At 71.9% G+C, this 14,594-nt stretch carries 14 protein-coding genes; 11 read left to right on the forward strand and 3 right to left on the reverse strand.

Features of this window, described 5'->3' with window-relative positions; genetic code table 11:
* Positions 1-219 precede the first annotated feature (219 nt).
* The 3 genes from ACFVWU_RS32290 to ACFVWU_RS32300 all read left to right on the forward strand — a co-directional run bounded on the left by ACFVWU_RS32290 (position 220) and on the right by ACFVWU_RS32300 (position 4,980).
* Positions 220-2,808, forward strand: a complete 2,589-nt coding sequence (locus ACFVWU_RS32290; RefSeq protein ID WP_387627491.1) for an FHA domain-containing protein — start codon at positions 220-222, stop codon at positions 2,806-2,808.
* Positions 2,809-3,236: 428 nt separating this feature from the next.
* Positions 3,237-4,334 (forward strand): GAF domain-containing sensor histidine kinase, encoded by a 1,098-nt coding sequence (locus tag ACFVWU_RS32295; protein ID WP_387627510.1) that lies wholly within the window; start codon positions 3,237-3,239, stop codon positions 4,332-4,334.
* Positions 4,327-4,980: a response regulator gene (locus tag ACFVWU_RS32300; protein ID WP_387627492.1), complete on the forward strand. Its 654-nt coding sequence runs from the start codon at positions 4,327-4,329 to the stop codon at positions 4,978-4,980. The genes ACFVWU_RS32295 and ACFVWU_RS32300 overlap by 8 nt, the downstream gene beginning before the upstream one ends.
* Positions 4,981-4,988: 8 nt before the next feature.
* Here ACFVWU_RS32300 and ACFVWU_RS32305 read toward each other — a convergent pair whose 3' ends face one another.
* Positions 4,989-5,792 (reverse strand): hypothetical protein, encoded by an 804-nt coding sequence (locus tag ACFVWU_RS32305; protein ID WP_387627494.1) that lies wholly within the window; start codon positions 5,790-5,792, stop codon positions 4,989-4,991.
* A 150-nt stretch (positions 5,793-5,942) separates the two neighbouring features.
* Between ACFVWU_RS32305 and ACFVWU_RS32310 the strand changes: the two genes are divergently transcribed.
* The 7 genes from ACFVWU_RS32310 to ACFVWU_RS32340 all read left to right on the forward strand — a co-directional run bounded on the left by ACFVWU_RS32310 (position 5,943) and on the right by ACFVWU_RS32340 (position 11,944).
* Positions 5,943-6,734 carry an ABC transporter ATP-binding protein gene (locus tag ACFVWU_RS32310; protein WP_380616129.1) on the forward strand — a complete coding sequence of 264 codons (792 nt, stop codon included), beginning with the start codon at positions 5,943-5,945 and terminating at the stop codon, positions 6,732-6,734.
* A 153-nt stretch (positions 6,735-6,887) separates the two neighbouring features.
* Positions 6,888-7,310, forward strand: coding sequence for an NfeD family protein (locus ACFVWU_RS32315; protein WP_387627495.1), 423 nt, complete (start codon positions 6,888-6,890; stop codon positions 7,308-7,310).
* A gap of 10 nt (positions 7,311-7,320) precedes the next feature.
* On the forward strand, positions 7,321-8,373 hold the full coding sequence (locus tag ACFVWU_RS32320) for an SPFH domain-containing protein (RefSeq protein WP_380616131.1): 1,053 nt from the start codon (positions 7,321-7,323) through the stop codon (positions 8,371-8,373).
* A gap of 251 nt (positions 8,374-8,624) precedes the next feature.
* Positions 8,625-9,383 carry a sulfite exporter TauE/SafE family protein gene (locus ACFVWU_RS32325; protein ID WP_387627497.1) on the forward strand — a complete coding sequence of 253 codons (759 nt, stop codon included), beginning with the start codon at positions 8,625-8,627 and terminating at the stop codon, positions 9,381-9,383.
* Between the two features lie 38 nt (positions 9,384-9,421).
* Positions 9,422-9,601 (forward strand): DUF1272 domain-containing protein, encoded by a 180-nt coding sequence (locus tag ACFVWU_RS32330; RefSeq protein WP_387627499.1) that lies wholly within the window; start codon positions 9,422-9,424, stop codon positions 9,599-9,601.
* Between the two features lie 34 nt (positions 9,602-9,635).
* Positions 9,636-9,941 (forward strand): 4a-hydroxytetrahydrobiopterin dehydratase, encoded by a 306-nt coding sequence (locus ACFVWU_RS32335; protein WP_387627501.1) that lies wholly within the window; start codon positions 9,636-9,638, stop codon positions 9,939-9,941.
* Positions 9,942-10,048: 107 nt separating this feature from the next.
* The gene (locus ACFVWU_RS32340; protein ID WP_387627502.1) at positions 10,049-11,944 is read left to right on the forward strand and encodes a PQQ-binding-like beta-propeller repeat protein; all 1,896 of its coding nucleotides are present in this window, start codon (positions 10,049-10,051) and stop codon (positions 11,942-11,944) included.
* An 80-nt stretch (positions 11,945-12,024) separates the two neighbouring features.
* Here ACFVWU_RS32340 and ACFVWU_RS32345 read toward each other — a convergent pair whose 3' ends face one another.
* Positions 12,025-12,561 carry an HNH endonuclease gene (locus tag ACFVWU_RS32345; RefSeq protein ID WP_387627504.1) on the reverse strand — a complete coding sequence of 179 codons (537 nt, stop codon included), beginning with the start codon at positions 12,559-12,561 and terminating at the stop codon, positions 12,025-12,027.
* Between the two features lie 292 nt (positions 12,562-12,853).
* On the opposite strand from ACFVWU_RS32345, the gene tyrS reads away from it, so the two are divergent.
* Positions 12,854-14,122 carry a tyrosine--tRNA ligase gene (gene tyrS, locus ACFVWU_RS32350; RefSeq protein ID WP_387627512.1) on the forward strand — a complete coding sequence of 423 codons (1,269 nt, stop codon included), beginning with the start codon at positions 12,854-12,856 and terminating at the stop codon, positions 14,120-14,122.
* A gap of 221 nt (positions 14,123-14,343) precedes the next feature.
* Here the strand turns inward: tyrS and ACFVWU_RS32355 are convergent.
* The coding region (locus tag ACFVWU_RS32355) for a hypothetical protein (protein ID WP_387627506.1) at positions 14,344-14,594 on the reverse strand (251 nt) is incomplete at its 5' end.

Consider the following 14,594-nt stretch of genomic DNA (forward strand, 5'->3'; position numbering starts at 1 on the left):
GTCCCACGCTACCCGTCGGCCCTCGGGCGGCGGGTACCCGTCCCACCTCGCGGGACACCGGCGCGCCCCGGTTCCGGTAGCAGCCTGGTCACAGTCACCCGGGGTGACTTTCACCGGCGGACGGCGGGCTGGAATGATTCCCCCCGTCAGTCAGAGGAACAGCGCACCCCCGGGCGGGGGCCACAATTCGGGGGAACCGAGAGAGCGGGGCAGGCGAGAGTGCCGCAACTCGTCATCGATATCAACGGACAGCAGCGGACTCTGGAGCCCGGGCGGTCCTACACCATCGGGCGCAATCCACAGTCGGACTTCCCGTTCGAAGACGCCAGGGTCTCCTGGCAGCACGGGACGATCAGCTTCAACGGCAGCGGTTGGCTGCTGGACGACCACGGCAGCACCAACGGTACGTACGTGGCCGGCGCCCGCACCATGCAGGCCCAGCTGTTCCCCGGTGCCGTGGTCAACCTGGGCAACCCGGAGAACGGCCCCCGACTCGCCTTCTCGGCGCCGGTGGCCGCGGCCGCCCCGCAGCCCTCGCCGGTGCACGACGCCGCGACGGCCCGCGGCCCCGTCCCGACGCCCCACCAGCCCGCGCCGCAGCAGGCCTGGCCGGGGCAGGACCCGTACCAGCAGCAGGCCTGGCCGGGCCAGCAGCCCCAGCCGCAGCAACAGGTCGTGCCGCAGCAGCAGTACGCGCCGCAGCCCGAGCAGCCGCAGCACGGTGGCCTCCCGCAGCAGCAGGGCTACCAGGCCCCGCCGCAGCACGGCGGTGGCGGCACCCCGCAGCCCACGATGATCCGCAACCTGACGTCGGCCATGCGCACCGTCAGGATCGGTCGTGCGCTGGACAACGACATCGTGGTGTCCGACCTCCAGGTCTCCCGCCACCACGCCGAGCTGCGCCAGCTGCCGGACGGCCGCTACGAGATCGTCGACCTCGGCAGCCACAACGGCATCTTCCTCAACGGCCAGCCGGTGCAGCGTCAGCTGATGGGCCCGCAGGACCGGCTGACCGTCGGCCACTCCAGCTTCGTCCTGGTGGGCGACCAGCTGCAGGAGTTCGTCGACACCGGCGCGGTCTCCTTCTCCGCCCGCCACCTGACCGTCGAGGTCGAGCACAAGGGCGCCAAGAAGATCCTGCTCAACGACGTCAGCTTCGGCGTCCCGGAGAAGTCCCTGGTCGCGGTCATCGGCCCGTCCGGCTCCGGCAAGTCGACCCTGCTGCGCGCCCTCACCGGCTACCGCCCGGCCGACCGCGGCGAGGTGCTGTACGACGGCCGCAACCTCTACAAGCAGTTCGCCGAGCTCCGCTCCCGCATCGGCCTGGTGCCGCAGTCGGAGATCCTGCACCGCGAGCTCACCGTCCGAAAGGGCCTCAAGTACGCGGCCCGGCTGCGCTTCCCCGGTGACACGGAGGCGAGGGAGCGCGAGGCCCGGATCGACGAGGTGCTGTACGAGCTGCGCCTGGACAAGCGCGCCGACAACAAGATCACCGCGCTCTCCGGCGGCCAGCAGAAGCGCGTCTCGGTCGCCCTGGAGCTGCTCACCAAGCCCTCGCTCATCTTCCTGGACGAGCCCACCTCGGGCCTCGACCCGGGCATGGACCGCGAGGTCATGCAGATGCTGCGCGGCCTGGCCGACGACGGCCGCACGATCCTGGTCGTCACCCACTCGGTGGCCGAACTCGCGCTCTGCGACCGGCTGCTGGTGATGGCGCCGGGCGGCTCGGTGGCCTACTTCGGCCCGCCGGACGAGGCGCTGCACTTCTTCGGGTACGAGACCTGGGCGGACGTCTTCCAGGCCTTCGAGAACTACCCGGACCACGACTGGGCCGGCCGCTACCGCGGCTCCGTGCACTACCAGCAGTACTCCGCCGCGACCGTCGAGGCGGGCGAGGTGCAGCACGTCCAGGTCGCCCAGGAGGCCCTCCGCCCGCCCAAGCCGCAGAGCTGGGGCTCGCAGCTGTGGACCCTGATGCGCCGCTACATGTCGGTGCTCGCCTCGGACCGCGGCTTCCTGGCGCTGTCGGTGCTGCTGCCCGCGGTCATCGGCGTGGTCAGCGTGCTGATGCCGAACGAGCCCGGACTGGCACCGAACCCGAAGAGTGCGGCGGGGCTCAACTCCGGAGCCGGGCCGATCATCATGATCATGGCGATCGGCGCCTGCTTCTCCGGTGCGGCCAACTCCGTCCGTGAATTGATCAAGGAACGGGCGATCTACGAACGGGAACGGGCCACCGGCCTGTCCCGCTCGGCGTACATGATGTCCAAGATCATCGTGCTGGGCATCTTCAGCGTGATCCAGGGCGCGATCATCTCCGCGGTCGGCTTCCTGCCGCGCAAGCTCCCCGCGCACGGCGGCCTGCTGGTCCAGAACACGCCGCTCATCGAGATGACGATCGGCATGATCCTGCTGAGCTTCGCCGCGATGATGTTCGGCCTGATGATCTCCGCGCTGGTGAAGACCGCCGAGAAGACCATGCCACTGCTGGTCATGTTCGCCATCGTCCAGGTCGTCTTCACCGGCTGCCTCTTCCAGATCTTCGGCAAGCCCGGTCTGGAGCAGGTCGGCTGGCTGATGCCTGCCCGCTGGGGCACCGGCATGGTGGCCACCACGCTCGACCTGTCGCACCTCCTGGGCCCCTGGAACAAGGACTTCCAGCACCCGAACTACGACCCGCTGTGGAAGCACAGCGTCGCCCAGTGGTCGATCGATGCGGGCGTGCTGATCGTGATGTCGATCATCATCGGCGTGATCGTGACGAGGCTGCAGCGCCGGCACGAGCCGGAGGTCATGCAGAAGGGCTGACAGCCTTCGCCGAAGGGCGCTCTCCCCGACCGGGGAGAGCGCCCTTCGGCTGTTACTCGCCCGCTCGCCTCCGGGGCGCTCTGATCCGGTGCCGACGGTCGGCGCTCCCTCGCTCCTTCGTCGCTCCCTCGCTTCTCCCTTTCGGCACCGGCGCGCTCCTTCGGCTCGGGGCGGGGACTCGCCCGCTCGCCTCCGGGGCGCTCGGGGCGGGAGGGCCCAGCGGCCTAGGTCCCCGGACCTGCGTCCGGCGCGGCCGGGGACGGACGCGGCGGCGTCCGCGGCGGCGGTAGTTTGGCGACATGCCCAGTACGACCGGTGACCACCGGCCCCCCGCCGGCCCGGTGCCCGCCTGCGACCCGCCGGCCGCCGTCGAGGCCCCCTGCGACCCGCTGACCGGCATCGAGGCCGTCAGCCAGGCGCTGCTCGCGATGAGCCGGCACCTGGAGGTCCGCGAGGTGCTGCGCCGCATCACCGCCTCCGCCCGGGACCTGCTCGGCGCCGAGTACGCGGCCCTCGGCGTGCCCGACGACCACGGCGGCTTCGCCCAGTTCGTGGTCGACGGCGTCACCGACGAGCAGTGGCGGGCGATCGGCCCGCTGCCCCGTCAGCACGGCGTGCTCGCCGAGATGCTGCACGAGACCGGCCCCACCCGGCTCGCCGACGTCCGCAAGGCCCCCGCCTTCGAGGGCTGGCCCGCCGCCCACCCCGAGATGGACGCCTTCCTCGGCATGCCCGTCCTGGACGGCGAGGCCGCCGAGGACGAACCCCAGGTGATGGGCGTCATCTTCCTCGCCAACAAGCGCGGCGGCGGCCTGTTCACCGACCATGACGAGGAACTGCTGCGGATCCTCGCCGCCCACGCCTCCCTCGCGCTTTCCAACGCCCGCCTGTACGAGCGCAGCCGCGAACTCACCCTGGCCGGCGAACGCGCCCGGATCGCCCACGACCTGCACGACGCCGTCGCGCAGAAGCTCTTCTCGCTGCGACTGACCGCCAAGGCCGCCGCCAAGCTCGTCGACCGCGACCCGGCCCGGGCCCGCGCCGAACTCGCCGAGGTCGCCCGGCTCGCCGCCGAGGCCGCCGACGAACTGCGGGCCGTCGTGGTCGAACTGCGCCCCGCCGCCCTGGAGGAGGACGGGCTGAGCGCCACCCTCGCCTCCCAGGTGCAGGTCCTCGACCGGGCGCACGCCGCCGACATCGCCTTCGCCGCCGACGGCGTGCGCGCCCTGCCGCCTGCTCAGGAGGCCGCTCTGCTGCGGGTCGCCCAGGAGGCGCTGCACAACGCGCTGCGCCACTCCGGCGCCCGCCGGGTCACCGTCACCCTGGCCGGGACGCCCGTGCGCGGCGCCCTGCTGCGGGTGCGCGACGACGGGCGCGGCTTCGACCCCGAATCCGTCCGCCGGGCCGGCCGCCACCTCGGCCTGGCCTCGATGCGCGACCGCGCGGCCGCCGTCGGCGGCACGCTCACCCTGGAGTCCGCCCCCGGCAAGGGGACGCTCGTCGAGATGGAGGTCCCCGGTGCCTGAGAGCACGCCGCCGATCCGCGTCCTGCTGGTCGACGACCACCAGGTGGTCCGCCGCGGACTGCGCACCTTCCTCGAGGTCCAGGACGACATCGAGGTGGTCGGGGAGGCCGCCGACGGGGCCGAGGGCGTCGACCGCGCCCGCGAACTCGACCCGGACGTCGTCCTGATGGACCTCAAGATGCCCGGCGTCGACGGCATCGAGGCGCTGCGCACGCTCAAGGACGAGGGCAGCCGGGCCCGGATCCTGATCGTCACCAGCTTCACCGAGCACCGCACGATGGTCCCCGCGCTGCGGGCCGGCGCCGCCGGGTACGTCTACAAGGACGTGGACCCGGAGGCGCTGGCCGGCGCGATCCGCTCGGTGCACGCCGGGCACGTGCTGCTCCAGCCCGAACTGGCCGAGGCGCTGCTCTCCGACGACGGCCCGCGCGCCCCGCAGGGCCGCGGCGGCACCCTCACCGAGCGCGAGCGCGAGGTGCTCGGCCACATCGCCGACGGCCGTTCCAACCGGGAGATCGCCCGCAGCCTTCACCTGTCGGAGAAGACGGTGAAGACCCACGTCTCCAACATCCTGATGAAGCTGGACCTCGCGGACCGCACCCAGGCCGCGCTGTGGGCCGTCCGCAACGGCGAGACGCGCGGATAGGGCGTGGCTCAGCGGTCCTCGCGCTCGTCCACCAGGGCGTTGTAGGCGGCGACCTGGGCCCGGCGGGCGGTGCGCCGCAGCGGAGCCAGGACGGACTGGCGCGCGGCCATCTCGGAGGCGCTGACGGCCGCGCCGTGGCCGCCCGAGGCGATCGACAGCAGGGCGGACACCTGGCGGGCCGACTCCAACACCCGGACCGCCCGTGGCGGGTAGCCGGGGGCGAGCGGTTCGGTGTGGCCGCGGCGGCGGTAGGCCTCCAGCGCGCGCAGCGCCTCCGGCCCGGCACCGGCCACGTCGAGCCGGGTGAGCAGGACGGTCGCCTCGCGCAGCCCGTCCGCGAGCTCGCGCTCGGCCTCGTGCAGCGAGGGCACGTCGGCCGGCGGGGCGTCGTTGACCTCGGCGCAGCGCCACAGCACGGTGGCCGAGCGGTCCCCTTCCGGGCCGTACACCGTGATCTCCGGCACCAGGCCGAGCGGCACGCCCACCGCGAGCACCGCCTCGCCCGCCGCCATGGCGCGCTCGTTGAAGGTCGCCGGGCCGGTCAGCCCCAGCGGGTGCCCGGTGGAGGGCAGCGCCAGGCGCAGGCCCTTCACCCCGAGCACCCGCAGCCGGCCCAGCGCCCAGGTCAGCCCGTGCTGCTCGCCCGGTTCGTCCCCGGGCAGCCCGGTGACCCGGTGGCTCTCGTCCGCGCCCAGCACGGCCGCGGCGGCGTTGTCGGGCGGCACCAGGCCGCTGAGCAGGGCGTTGCCCCAGGCGGTCAGCCGCCCCGAACGGGGTTCTTCGTACGGATTGTCGGCAGGGGTCGCGAGCATCCAGCCAGCCTACGGAATCGGCGGTCATCCGCGTGGCGTAGGTTTGCCCATGCGTGTGCGGCGCACCCACCCCGTGCCCACCGGCTGCCGGAGTAGGCTCGCCGCCCGCACCGACGGCCGAGATTTTTGTGTATTGGGGAAGGCGTAGGCATGAGCGACGTGCTGGAGCTGGTGGACGTATCCGTGGTCCGGGAGGGGCGCGCGCTGGTCGACCAGGTCTCGTGGTCCATCTCCGAGGGTGAGCGCTGGGTCATCCTGGGCCCGAACGGCGCCGGCAAGACCACCCTGCTGCAGATCGCCTCCTCGTACCTGTTCCCGACCTCGGGCAAGGTCTCGGTGCTGGGCGAGAAGCTGGGCGAGATCGACGTCTTCGAGCTGCGCTCCCGGATCGGCCTGGCCGGTGCCGCCATGTTCGACAAGCTGCCGGCCGAGCAGACCGTGCTGCAGACCGTGCTCACCGCCGCCTACGGCATGACGGTCAGCTGGCAGGAGACCTACGAGCAGTCCGACGAGGCCCGCGCCCTCGCCCTGCTCGACCGCATGGGCATGGCCAACCTCACCGGCCGCAAGTTCGGCACCCTCTCCGAGGGCGAGCGCAAGCGCACCCTGATCGCCCGCGCCCTGATGACCGACCCCGAGCTGCTGCTGCTCGACGAGCCCGCCGCCGGCCTGGACCTCGGCGGCCGCGAGGACCTGGTCCGGCGGCTCGGCGCGCTCGCCCAGGACGAGTTCGCCCCGGCCATGGCGATGGTCACCCACCACGTCGAGGAGATCGCCCCCGGCTTCACCCACGTCCTGATGATCCGCCAGGGCAAGGTGCTCACCGCCGGTCCGATCGACACCGAGCTGACCGCCCGTAACCTCTCCAAGTGCTTCGGGCTGCCGCTCACCCTGGAGCGCCACGGCGACCGCTGGTCGGCCCAGGGCCTGCCGCTGGGCTGAGGCCCCGTCCGTCCCTCACGGACCCCCCTTTCCCCCCTCACCCGTCCATCACTCGGAAGGCCGTCGGAACCGGTCGCACGTGCGACCGGTTTCCGCCCCTCGACCTGCGGGAACTGTCCGCCTCGAAGGCCCTTCGCTCCCTAGGATGGACGTGTGGACAGCTGGATCTGGTGGCTCCTGGCCGCCGCGGCGCTCGGCATACCGCTGGTGCTCACCGCGGTGCCGGAGTTCGCCATGTTCGCGGTCGGTGCGCTGGCGGCCGCCGCCGTGGCCGGGCTGGGCGGGGGAGTGGTCCTCGAAACCCTGGCCTTCGTGCTGGTCTCGGTCGGGCTGGTGGCCTTCGTCGGCCCGATCGCCCGTCGGCAGCTGAGGAAGGGCCCGCAGATCAGGATGGGCATCGAGGCGCTCCGGGGTGCCACCGCGGTCGTCGCGGAAACCGTCGACGGAGAGGGCGGCCGGATCAAGCTCAACGGCGAGATCTGGTCAGCCCGCGCGCTCAATCCCGACAGCGTGTACCAGCCGGGCCAGAAGGTCGACGTCGTCGAAATCCAGGGCGCGACCGCCCTGGTCGTCTAGGGGAGAGTCCGTGGAACCCGTCCTTATCGTTTTGGTCGTCCTGGTCGTGGTGGCCTTCATCGCGCTGATCAAGACGATCCAGGTCATCCCGCAGGCCAGCGCCGCGATCGTGGAGCGCTTCGGCCGCTACACCCGGACGCTCAACGCAGGGCTGAACATCGTCGTCCCGTTCATCGACCGCGTCCGCAACCGGATCGACCTGCGCGAGCAGGTCGTCCCGTTCCCGCCGCAGCCGGTGATCACCCAGGACAACCTGGTCGTCAACATCGACACCGTCATCTACTACCAGGTCACCGACCCGCGAGCGGCCACCTACGAGGTCGCCAGCTACATCCAGGCGATCGAGCAGCTGACCGTCACCACGCTGCGCAACATCATCGGCTCGATGGACCTGGAGTCGACCCTGACCTCGCGCGAGGTCATCAACGCCGGCCTGCGCGGCGTCCTGGACGAGGCCACCGGCAAGTGGGGCATCCGGGTCAACCGCGTCGAGCTGAAGGCGATCGAGCCGCCGACCTCCATCCAGGACTCGATGGAGAAGCAGATGCGCGCCGACCGTGACAAGCGCGCCGCGATCCTCACCGCCGAGGGCCAGCGCCAGGCGCAGATCCTCAAGGCCGAGGGTGAGAAGCAGGCCGACGTGCTCAGGGCCGAGGGTGAGGCCCAGGCCGCGGTGCTGCGCGCCGACGGTGAGGCGGCCGCGATCCGGACGGTCTTCGAGGCCATCCACGACGGTGACGCCGACCAGAAGCTGCTCGCCTACCAGTACCTGCAGACCCTGCCCGAGCTGGCCAAGGGCGACTCCAACAAGCTCTGGATCATCCCGAGCGAGGTCGGCGACGCGCTCAAGGGCCTCGGCGGCGCCTTCACCGGCCTGACGGGCAACGGCGGCGGTGCCAACGGCGGCGCGGTCGCGGCGCCGAGCGTTCCGCAGGCGGCCCCGGCGGCCACCCAGGTGCCGCTCGACCCGGCGGCCGGGCCGCGACCGGTGGACGTCGAGAAGGGCGCCGCCCGTCCCCGGGTGGACCCGGCGCGGGAGTACCGCAAGATCGACCCGGAGTGAATCGACCCGGAGTGATGTGACGGTGTCCGGTGGAGGGCCCGCTGCCTGGTGGTGGCGGGCCCTCGGCGTTTCCCGCCCCCGTGGCCGTGCGGTCGAGCGGCCCCGCAGCCGTGCGGTTGTGCGGCTGTCCGGCCGGGTGGTCGTGGCGTCCTGGCGCTGTGGCGTACGTCCCGAATGGTGGGCGGGCCTGGTCGGGCCGGTACGGGGTCCGGCATGATCCCCTCGGACAGGACCGAGAGGAGAGGTGACCCATGACGCTCTGGGAGGCGCTCGCCGTCCTGGTGGCCGGCGTCGGTGCGGGGATGATCAACGTGATCGTCGGCTCCGGCACGCTGATCACGTTTCCGGTGCTGCTCGCCGTCGGCATCCCGCCGGTCACCGCCAACGTCTCCAACTCCTTCGGCCTGGTGCCCGGTTCGCTCAGCGGCGTGATCGGCTACCGCCGCGAACTGGTCGGCCAGGGCCGTCGGCTGCTGCGGATGGGTACCGCCTCGCTGCTCGGCGGGCTGCTCGGCGCGCTGCTGCTGATCAAGCTGCCCAGCGGGGCCTTCGACGCGATCGTCCCGGCGCTGATCCTGCTCGCCCTCGTCCTGGTGGTGGTCCAGCCCCGGGTGGCCAAGGCCGTCGCCGCCCGCCGCCGCGCCGACGGGGACCCGGACGGCAGCCCGGTGCTGCTGGTCGGGGTCTTCCTCACCGGCATCTACGGCGGCTACTTCGGCGCCGCGCAGGGCGTCCTGCTGATGGCCCTGATGGGCATGCTGCTCCAGGAGGACCTGCAGCGGATCAACGCGGTGAAGAACGCGCTCGCGATGATCGTCAACGGGGTCGCCGCGCTGTTCTTCCTGTTCACCTCGACGGTCAACTGGACGGCCGCCGGGCTGATCGCGGCCGGCTCGCTGGTCGGCGGCCTGCTCGGCGCCAAGGTCGGCCGCCGCCTGCCGCCGACCGCACTGCGCGGGATCATCGTGGTGGTCGGCCTCGCGGCCGTCACCAAGCTGCTCGTGAGTTGAACGAACATCAGACCGTACACAAGTCGGAGGAATAAGCCATGGCCCTGGAGATGCGGGAGACCTGCGAGCGCTGCGCGGTGTCGCTGACCGCCGACGGCCCCGCCTCGATATGTTCCTACGAGTGCACCTTCTGCCCGGACTGCACCGAGGCCATGGCCGCCAACTGCCCCAACTGCGGCGGCGAGCTGGTGGTCCGTCCGCGCCGGAAGGCGGCCTGACCGGCACACGACCGACGACACCCGGAGCACACCCATGAGCAGCAGGGCACGGCTGAGCGAGGACGAGATCACGACGGCCCTGGCGGCCGTACCGCAGTGGGCGCGGGAGGGCGACAGCATCGTCCGCGGCGCGGACGCCCCGGACTTCCCGGCGGCGATCCGGGTGGTGGTCGCCGTCGCCGAGCAGGCCGAGGCGCTCGACCACCACCCCGACATCGACATCCGCTGGCGCACCCTGCGCTTCGTGCTGTCCACCCACAGCGCCGGCGGGCTCACCGGCCTGGACTTCACCCTCGCCGCCCGCATCGACGAGGCCCTGCGCGCCGAGTCGGCGGTCTGAGGCCCGCCCCTGCGCTGCGCCGAGGGCCCGGGCGGGGCGCTCGGGCGGGCGTGAGATGCTGACTGCCGCAATCGGCAGGCAGGCGGGGGGCCGGGAGGGACGTAACGATGGCGCAGGAGCCCTTCGGGGACGCCCACGCCCAGCAGCAGTGGTACCCCCAGGGCGGGTACTACGAGCCGCAGCAGCCGCAGGGGCAGTGGCAGCAGCCGGAGCCGCACGGGCAGTGGCAGCAGGCGCCGCAGTACGACCAGCAGCCGTACGACCAGCAGGGCGGCTACGGGCAGACCGGGTACGTCGAGGGCGGGTACGTCCAGAGCGGCTACGGCCAGGGGCAGTACGGCGGCCAGGAGCAGTACCAGCCGTACCAGCAGCAGTACCCGGAGTACGGGCAGCAGCCGTACGTGCCGTACGCCGCGCAGCAGCAGCAGCAGCAGCCGGCGGAGGAGGAGGCGCTGTACGTTCCGGCGGGCGCCGAGTACTCGGCCGACGGCTATGCGCAGGTCGAGGAGCCCGCGGCGGAGGCCGGGCCGGCCGATGAGGAGCCTCCGGCGGAACCCGCTGAGCCTGCCGGGTCCGCCGGGGCCGCCGCGTCCGTCGCATCCGTCGCGTCCTCGCGGGCGGCTCGGCGTGACGGTGGTGACGGCGGCTCCTCCTCGCTGGTCACGAAGGCCCGGGCAGCCGTGCTGACCGGGGAACACGTGCCCAGTCGGCGGGCCCTGATGGTGCGGGCCGGCGCCGGGGTGGCCGCACTCGGGGTGCTGCTCACGGCCGCGCTGACGGTCGGCGCCGAGGGCGGCGGCAGCGCGTCCGCGACCAGCAGCGGTGAGCCCGGCTTCGCGGTGGCGCACTCCAAGGCCTGGTCCGCGCAGCCCGTGGCCGCCACCCAGGGCGGCGGGGACGACACGCTGGCCGGCAGCTGGCTGCTGGCCGACGTGGTGGTCCGGGCGGACGGCACCGGCGTGCACGCGTACGACCGGACGGCGGGCAAGCCGACCTGGTCGGTCGAGCCCCCGGCGGCCGGGGCCATCCCGTGCGGGCTGTCGGCGGGTGTGAACCCGGCCGGGCTGGGCGCGGCCCTGTTCCGGCCGCAGGCCGATCCGAAGAGCCCCTGCGCGCTGGTCGCCGCCGTGGACACCAAGACCGGCAAGACCGCCTGGACCAAGACCCTCTCGGACGTCAAGGGCGCCTACGCGGCGCGGATCGGCGTCACCGAGGACAAGGTGATCGCGGTCGGCGACGACCGGGCGGTGGCCTGGGACGCGGCCGACGGCAAGGACGCCTGGCAGTACACCGGGCAGGGCAAGTTCTGCACCCTGTCCGGTGGCGTCAGTGGCAAGACCGTGCTGGTCGCCTCCTCCTGCGCCGACTCGACCCCTGCCGACCAGGCCGTCGCGCTGAACACCGCGGACGGCAAGGTCTCCTGGTGGCGGGGCCTGAACAACTCGCCGAAGACCGTGACGGTGCTCTCTGCCGAACCGGCCGTGGTGCTCACCACCGGCACGAAGCCGGAGGACGACCGGGTGTTCGCCTGGGGCACCTCCGGAGACCCGGCCGCCGAGATCCCGGTGGTCACCGACGGTGGCCGACTGGACGTCGCCCACGGTACGTTTTCGGCCACTCCGAACGTCTTCTTCGACGGCCGCACGATGGCCGCCACCCTCGTCCCGGCGAACGGCGGCGGGCCGGTGTCCGCAGTCGGCTACGACCTGGACACCGGCAAGCAGCGCTGGAAGGCGCAGACCGCCGCCAAGGGCACCGTCCGGGCGGTCGCCATCGACGGCGGCTCGCTGGTGCTGGCAGCCGACGAGCGCCGCGACCAGCCCGCCCGCCTCGGCCGCTTCCCGATGGCGGGTGGCCAGGAGGCGGTCGGCGGCAACTTCCCGCCCGGCACCGGCTCGCTGCTGGTCTCCGGGCGGGTCGTGATCGGCGGCGGGCAGGTGGTCGTGATACCCGAGCACTCGGCCAACTTCGGCACGGCGGCGGGCTACCAGGCGAAGGGCTGAAGCCCCTCAGGCTGAGGCTCCTCGGAGGCCAGGCCTTGCGGTCGGGCCCCGGGATCGGGCCTTGGGATCGGGCTTCGCCGTCAGGCCGCCGGGACGGGCTGGGGCCGGCCCGGCACCGCCGGCAGCCAGTCGGCGAGCTCCCGGGCCTCCGAGCCGCGCAGACCGAGCGCCAGCATCAGGGTGGCCTGCGGCGTCGGCACGAACGGCCGCCGCAGCAGTTTCATCCCGGCCTGCTCCGGTGTCCGGTCGGCCTTGCGCTGGTTGTCCTCCGCGCACGCGGCCACGGTGTTCATCCAGCTGTCCTCGCCACCTCGCGACTTGGGCTGCAGGTGGTCCACGGTGGTGCCCCGGCGCCCGCAGTACGCGCACAGGTGCTGGTCCCGGGCCAGGACACCCCGCCTCGACCACGGGGCCTGTTGTCGGAACGGCACCCGTACGTACCGTTGCAGTCTGATCACCCGTGGCACCGGGACGGCCACGCCCGTCCCCCGGACGGAGCGCAGTGGATGCGCCTGCTCCACCACCGCCTTGTCCTGGAGCACCAGGACGACGGCGCGCTGGAGCGACACTGTCGTCAGGGGCTCGTAGCTCGCGTTCAGAACCAGCGTGTTGCGCACTCGGCACACCCTTCCCACGGGCGTGCCACGGCGGCACGACCGTCTCCACACACGTCACTGCCGCCGCACGGCGGTGGAACCACTCTGAATGGGCCCACAGCCGACGAACAACGGAATTTCCGGTATCGGGCAGACACCCGGGGGGAGCGCGCAGTGCGCCCGGCACCATGCCGTGGGGGAAACTCGCTGGCCGGGACCGCGTAGGCTCTATCAGGCTGGAGTCGTACCGACCCGGGGCCCGACGGAATCGGGCCGGCACCGGGGGACGCCCGATCGAAGGAGAAGCGTGACCGTGACGGACATCGTCGACGAGCTGCGGTGGCGTGGGCTGATCGCCCTGTCCACCGACGAGGACGCACTGCGCAAGGCGTTCGCGGACGGCCCGGTCACGTTCTATTGCGGCTTCGACCCGACGGCCCCCAGCCTGCACCTCGGCAACCTGGTCCAGATCCTCACCATGCGCCGCATCCAGCAGGCGGGAAACCTCCCGCTCGGCCTGGTCGGCGGTGCCACGGGCCTGATCGGCGACCCGAAGCCCACCGCGGAGCGGGTGCTCAACGACCCGGAGACGGTGGCCGGCTGGGTCGAGCGACTGCGCGGCCAGATCTCGCGCTTCCTCGACTTCGAGGGCCCGTACGCTGCGCGCATGGTCAACAACCTGGACTGGACCTCCGGGACGTCGGCCATCAGCCTGCTGCGCGACGTCGGCAAGTACTTCCGCGTCAACAACATGATCGCCAAGGAGGCCGTCGCCCGACGGCTCAACTCCGACGCGGGCATCAGCTACACCGAGTTCAGCTACCAGATCCTCCAGGGCATGGACTACCTGGAGCTGAACCGCCGCTACGGCTGCACCCTGCAGACCGGCGGCAGCGACCAGTGGGGCAACCTCACCGCCGGCACGGACCTGATCCGCAAGGCCGACGGCAAGTCCGTGCACGCGCTGGCCACGCCGCTGATCGTCAAGGCCGACGGCACCAAGTTCGGCAAGACCGAGTCCGGCACGGTCTGGCTCGACCCCGAGCTGACCACCCCGTACGCCTTCTACCAGTTCTGGCTGAACGCGGACGACCGGGACGTCTCCAACTTCCTGCGGATCTTCAGCTTCCGCTCGAAGGAGGAGATCGAGGAGCTGGAGCGCGAGACCACTGAGCGCCCCGCCGCCCGCCTGGCCCAGCGGGCGCTGGCCGAGGAGCTCACCACGCTGGTGCACGGCGCCGAGCAGTACGAGCGCGCGGTCGCCGCGTCCAAGGCGCTGTTCGGGCAGGGCGACCTGGCCGACCTGGAGGCCCCGACCCTGGCCGCCGCCCTGGCCGAGGTCCCGAAGGCCGAGGTGTCCGAACTCCAGCCGGTGGTCGACCTGTTGGTCGCCGTCGGCCTGGCGCCGAGCCGCTCGGCCGCCCGCCGGACGATCAAGGAGGGCGGTGCCTACCTCAACAACGTCAAGGTGACGGACGAGGAAGCGGTGCCGACCGAGGCCGACCTGCTGCACGGCCGCTGGCTGGTGCTGCGCCGTGGCAAGCGCAACCTGGCGGCAGCAGAGCTGGTCTCGGCCGGCTGACCGGTCTGCCGACCTGTCAGTTGATCGACTGGCTGAAAACGCACCCGCTCTGAGCTGCGGCTTTGAGCCCCGAGGGCCGGATCTGGACAGATCCGGCCCTCGACGTTTGACGATGTCCTCCAGGTGGCCTAATGTTGAACGAGTCGCTGGAGCGGCCACCTCACTCAGCAAGACCCACTCTCACCTCGATGCCCATTCAGTTGGGTTCGTTGGCGTCTCCGTCAACCGGGTGTGAGCGTGAATTTCGAGTAACACTCGGAATACGCTAAAGTGGCGGTCGCCGCAGAAAGCGGCCCCGACAGTTCGGGAAAATCGGATGAATGAAACTCCGGAAAACGGAGCGGAAAACATCTGATAAACTGGAAACACGAAAGAACGAAGCGCCCGGAGGGCCCGCTGGAAGGCGGTCCGAAGGAAGCGTCCGTTCCTTGAGAACTCAACAGCGTGCCAAAAGTCAACGCCAGATATGTTG

Source organism: Kitasatospora sp. NPDC058190, from assembly GCF_042883685.1.
Taxonomy (GTDB): Bacteria; Actinomycetota; Actinomycetes; order Streptomycetales; family Streptomycetaceae; genus Kitasatospora.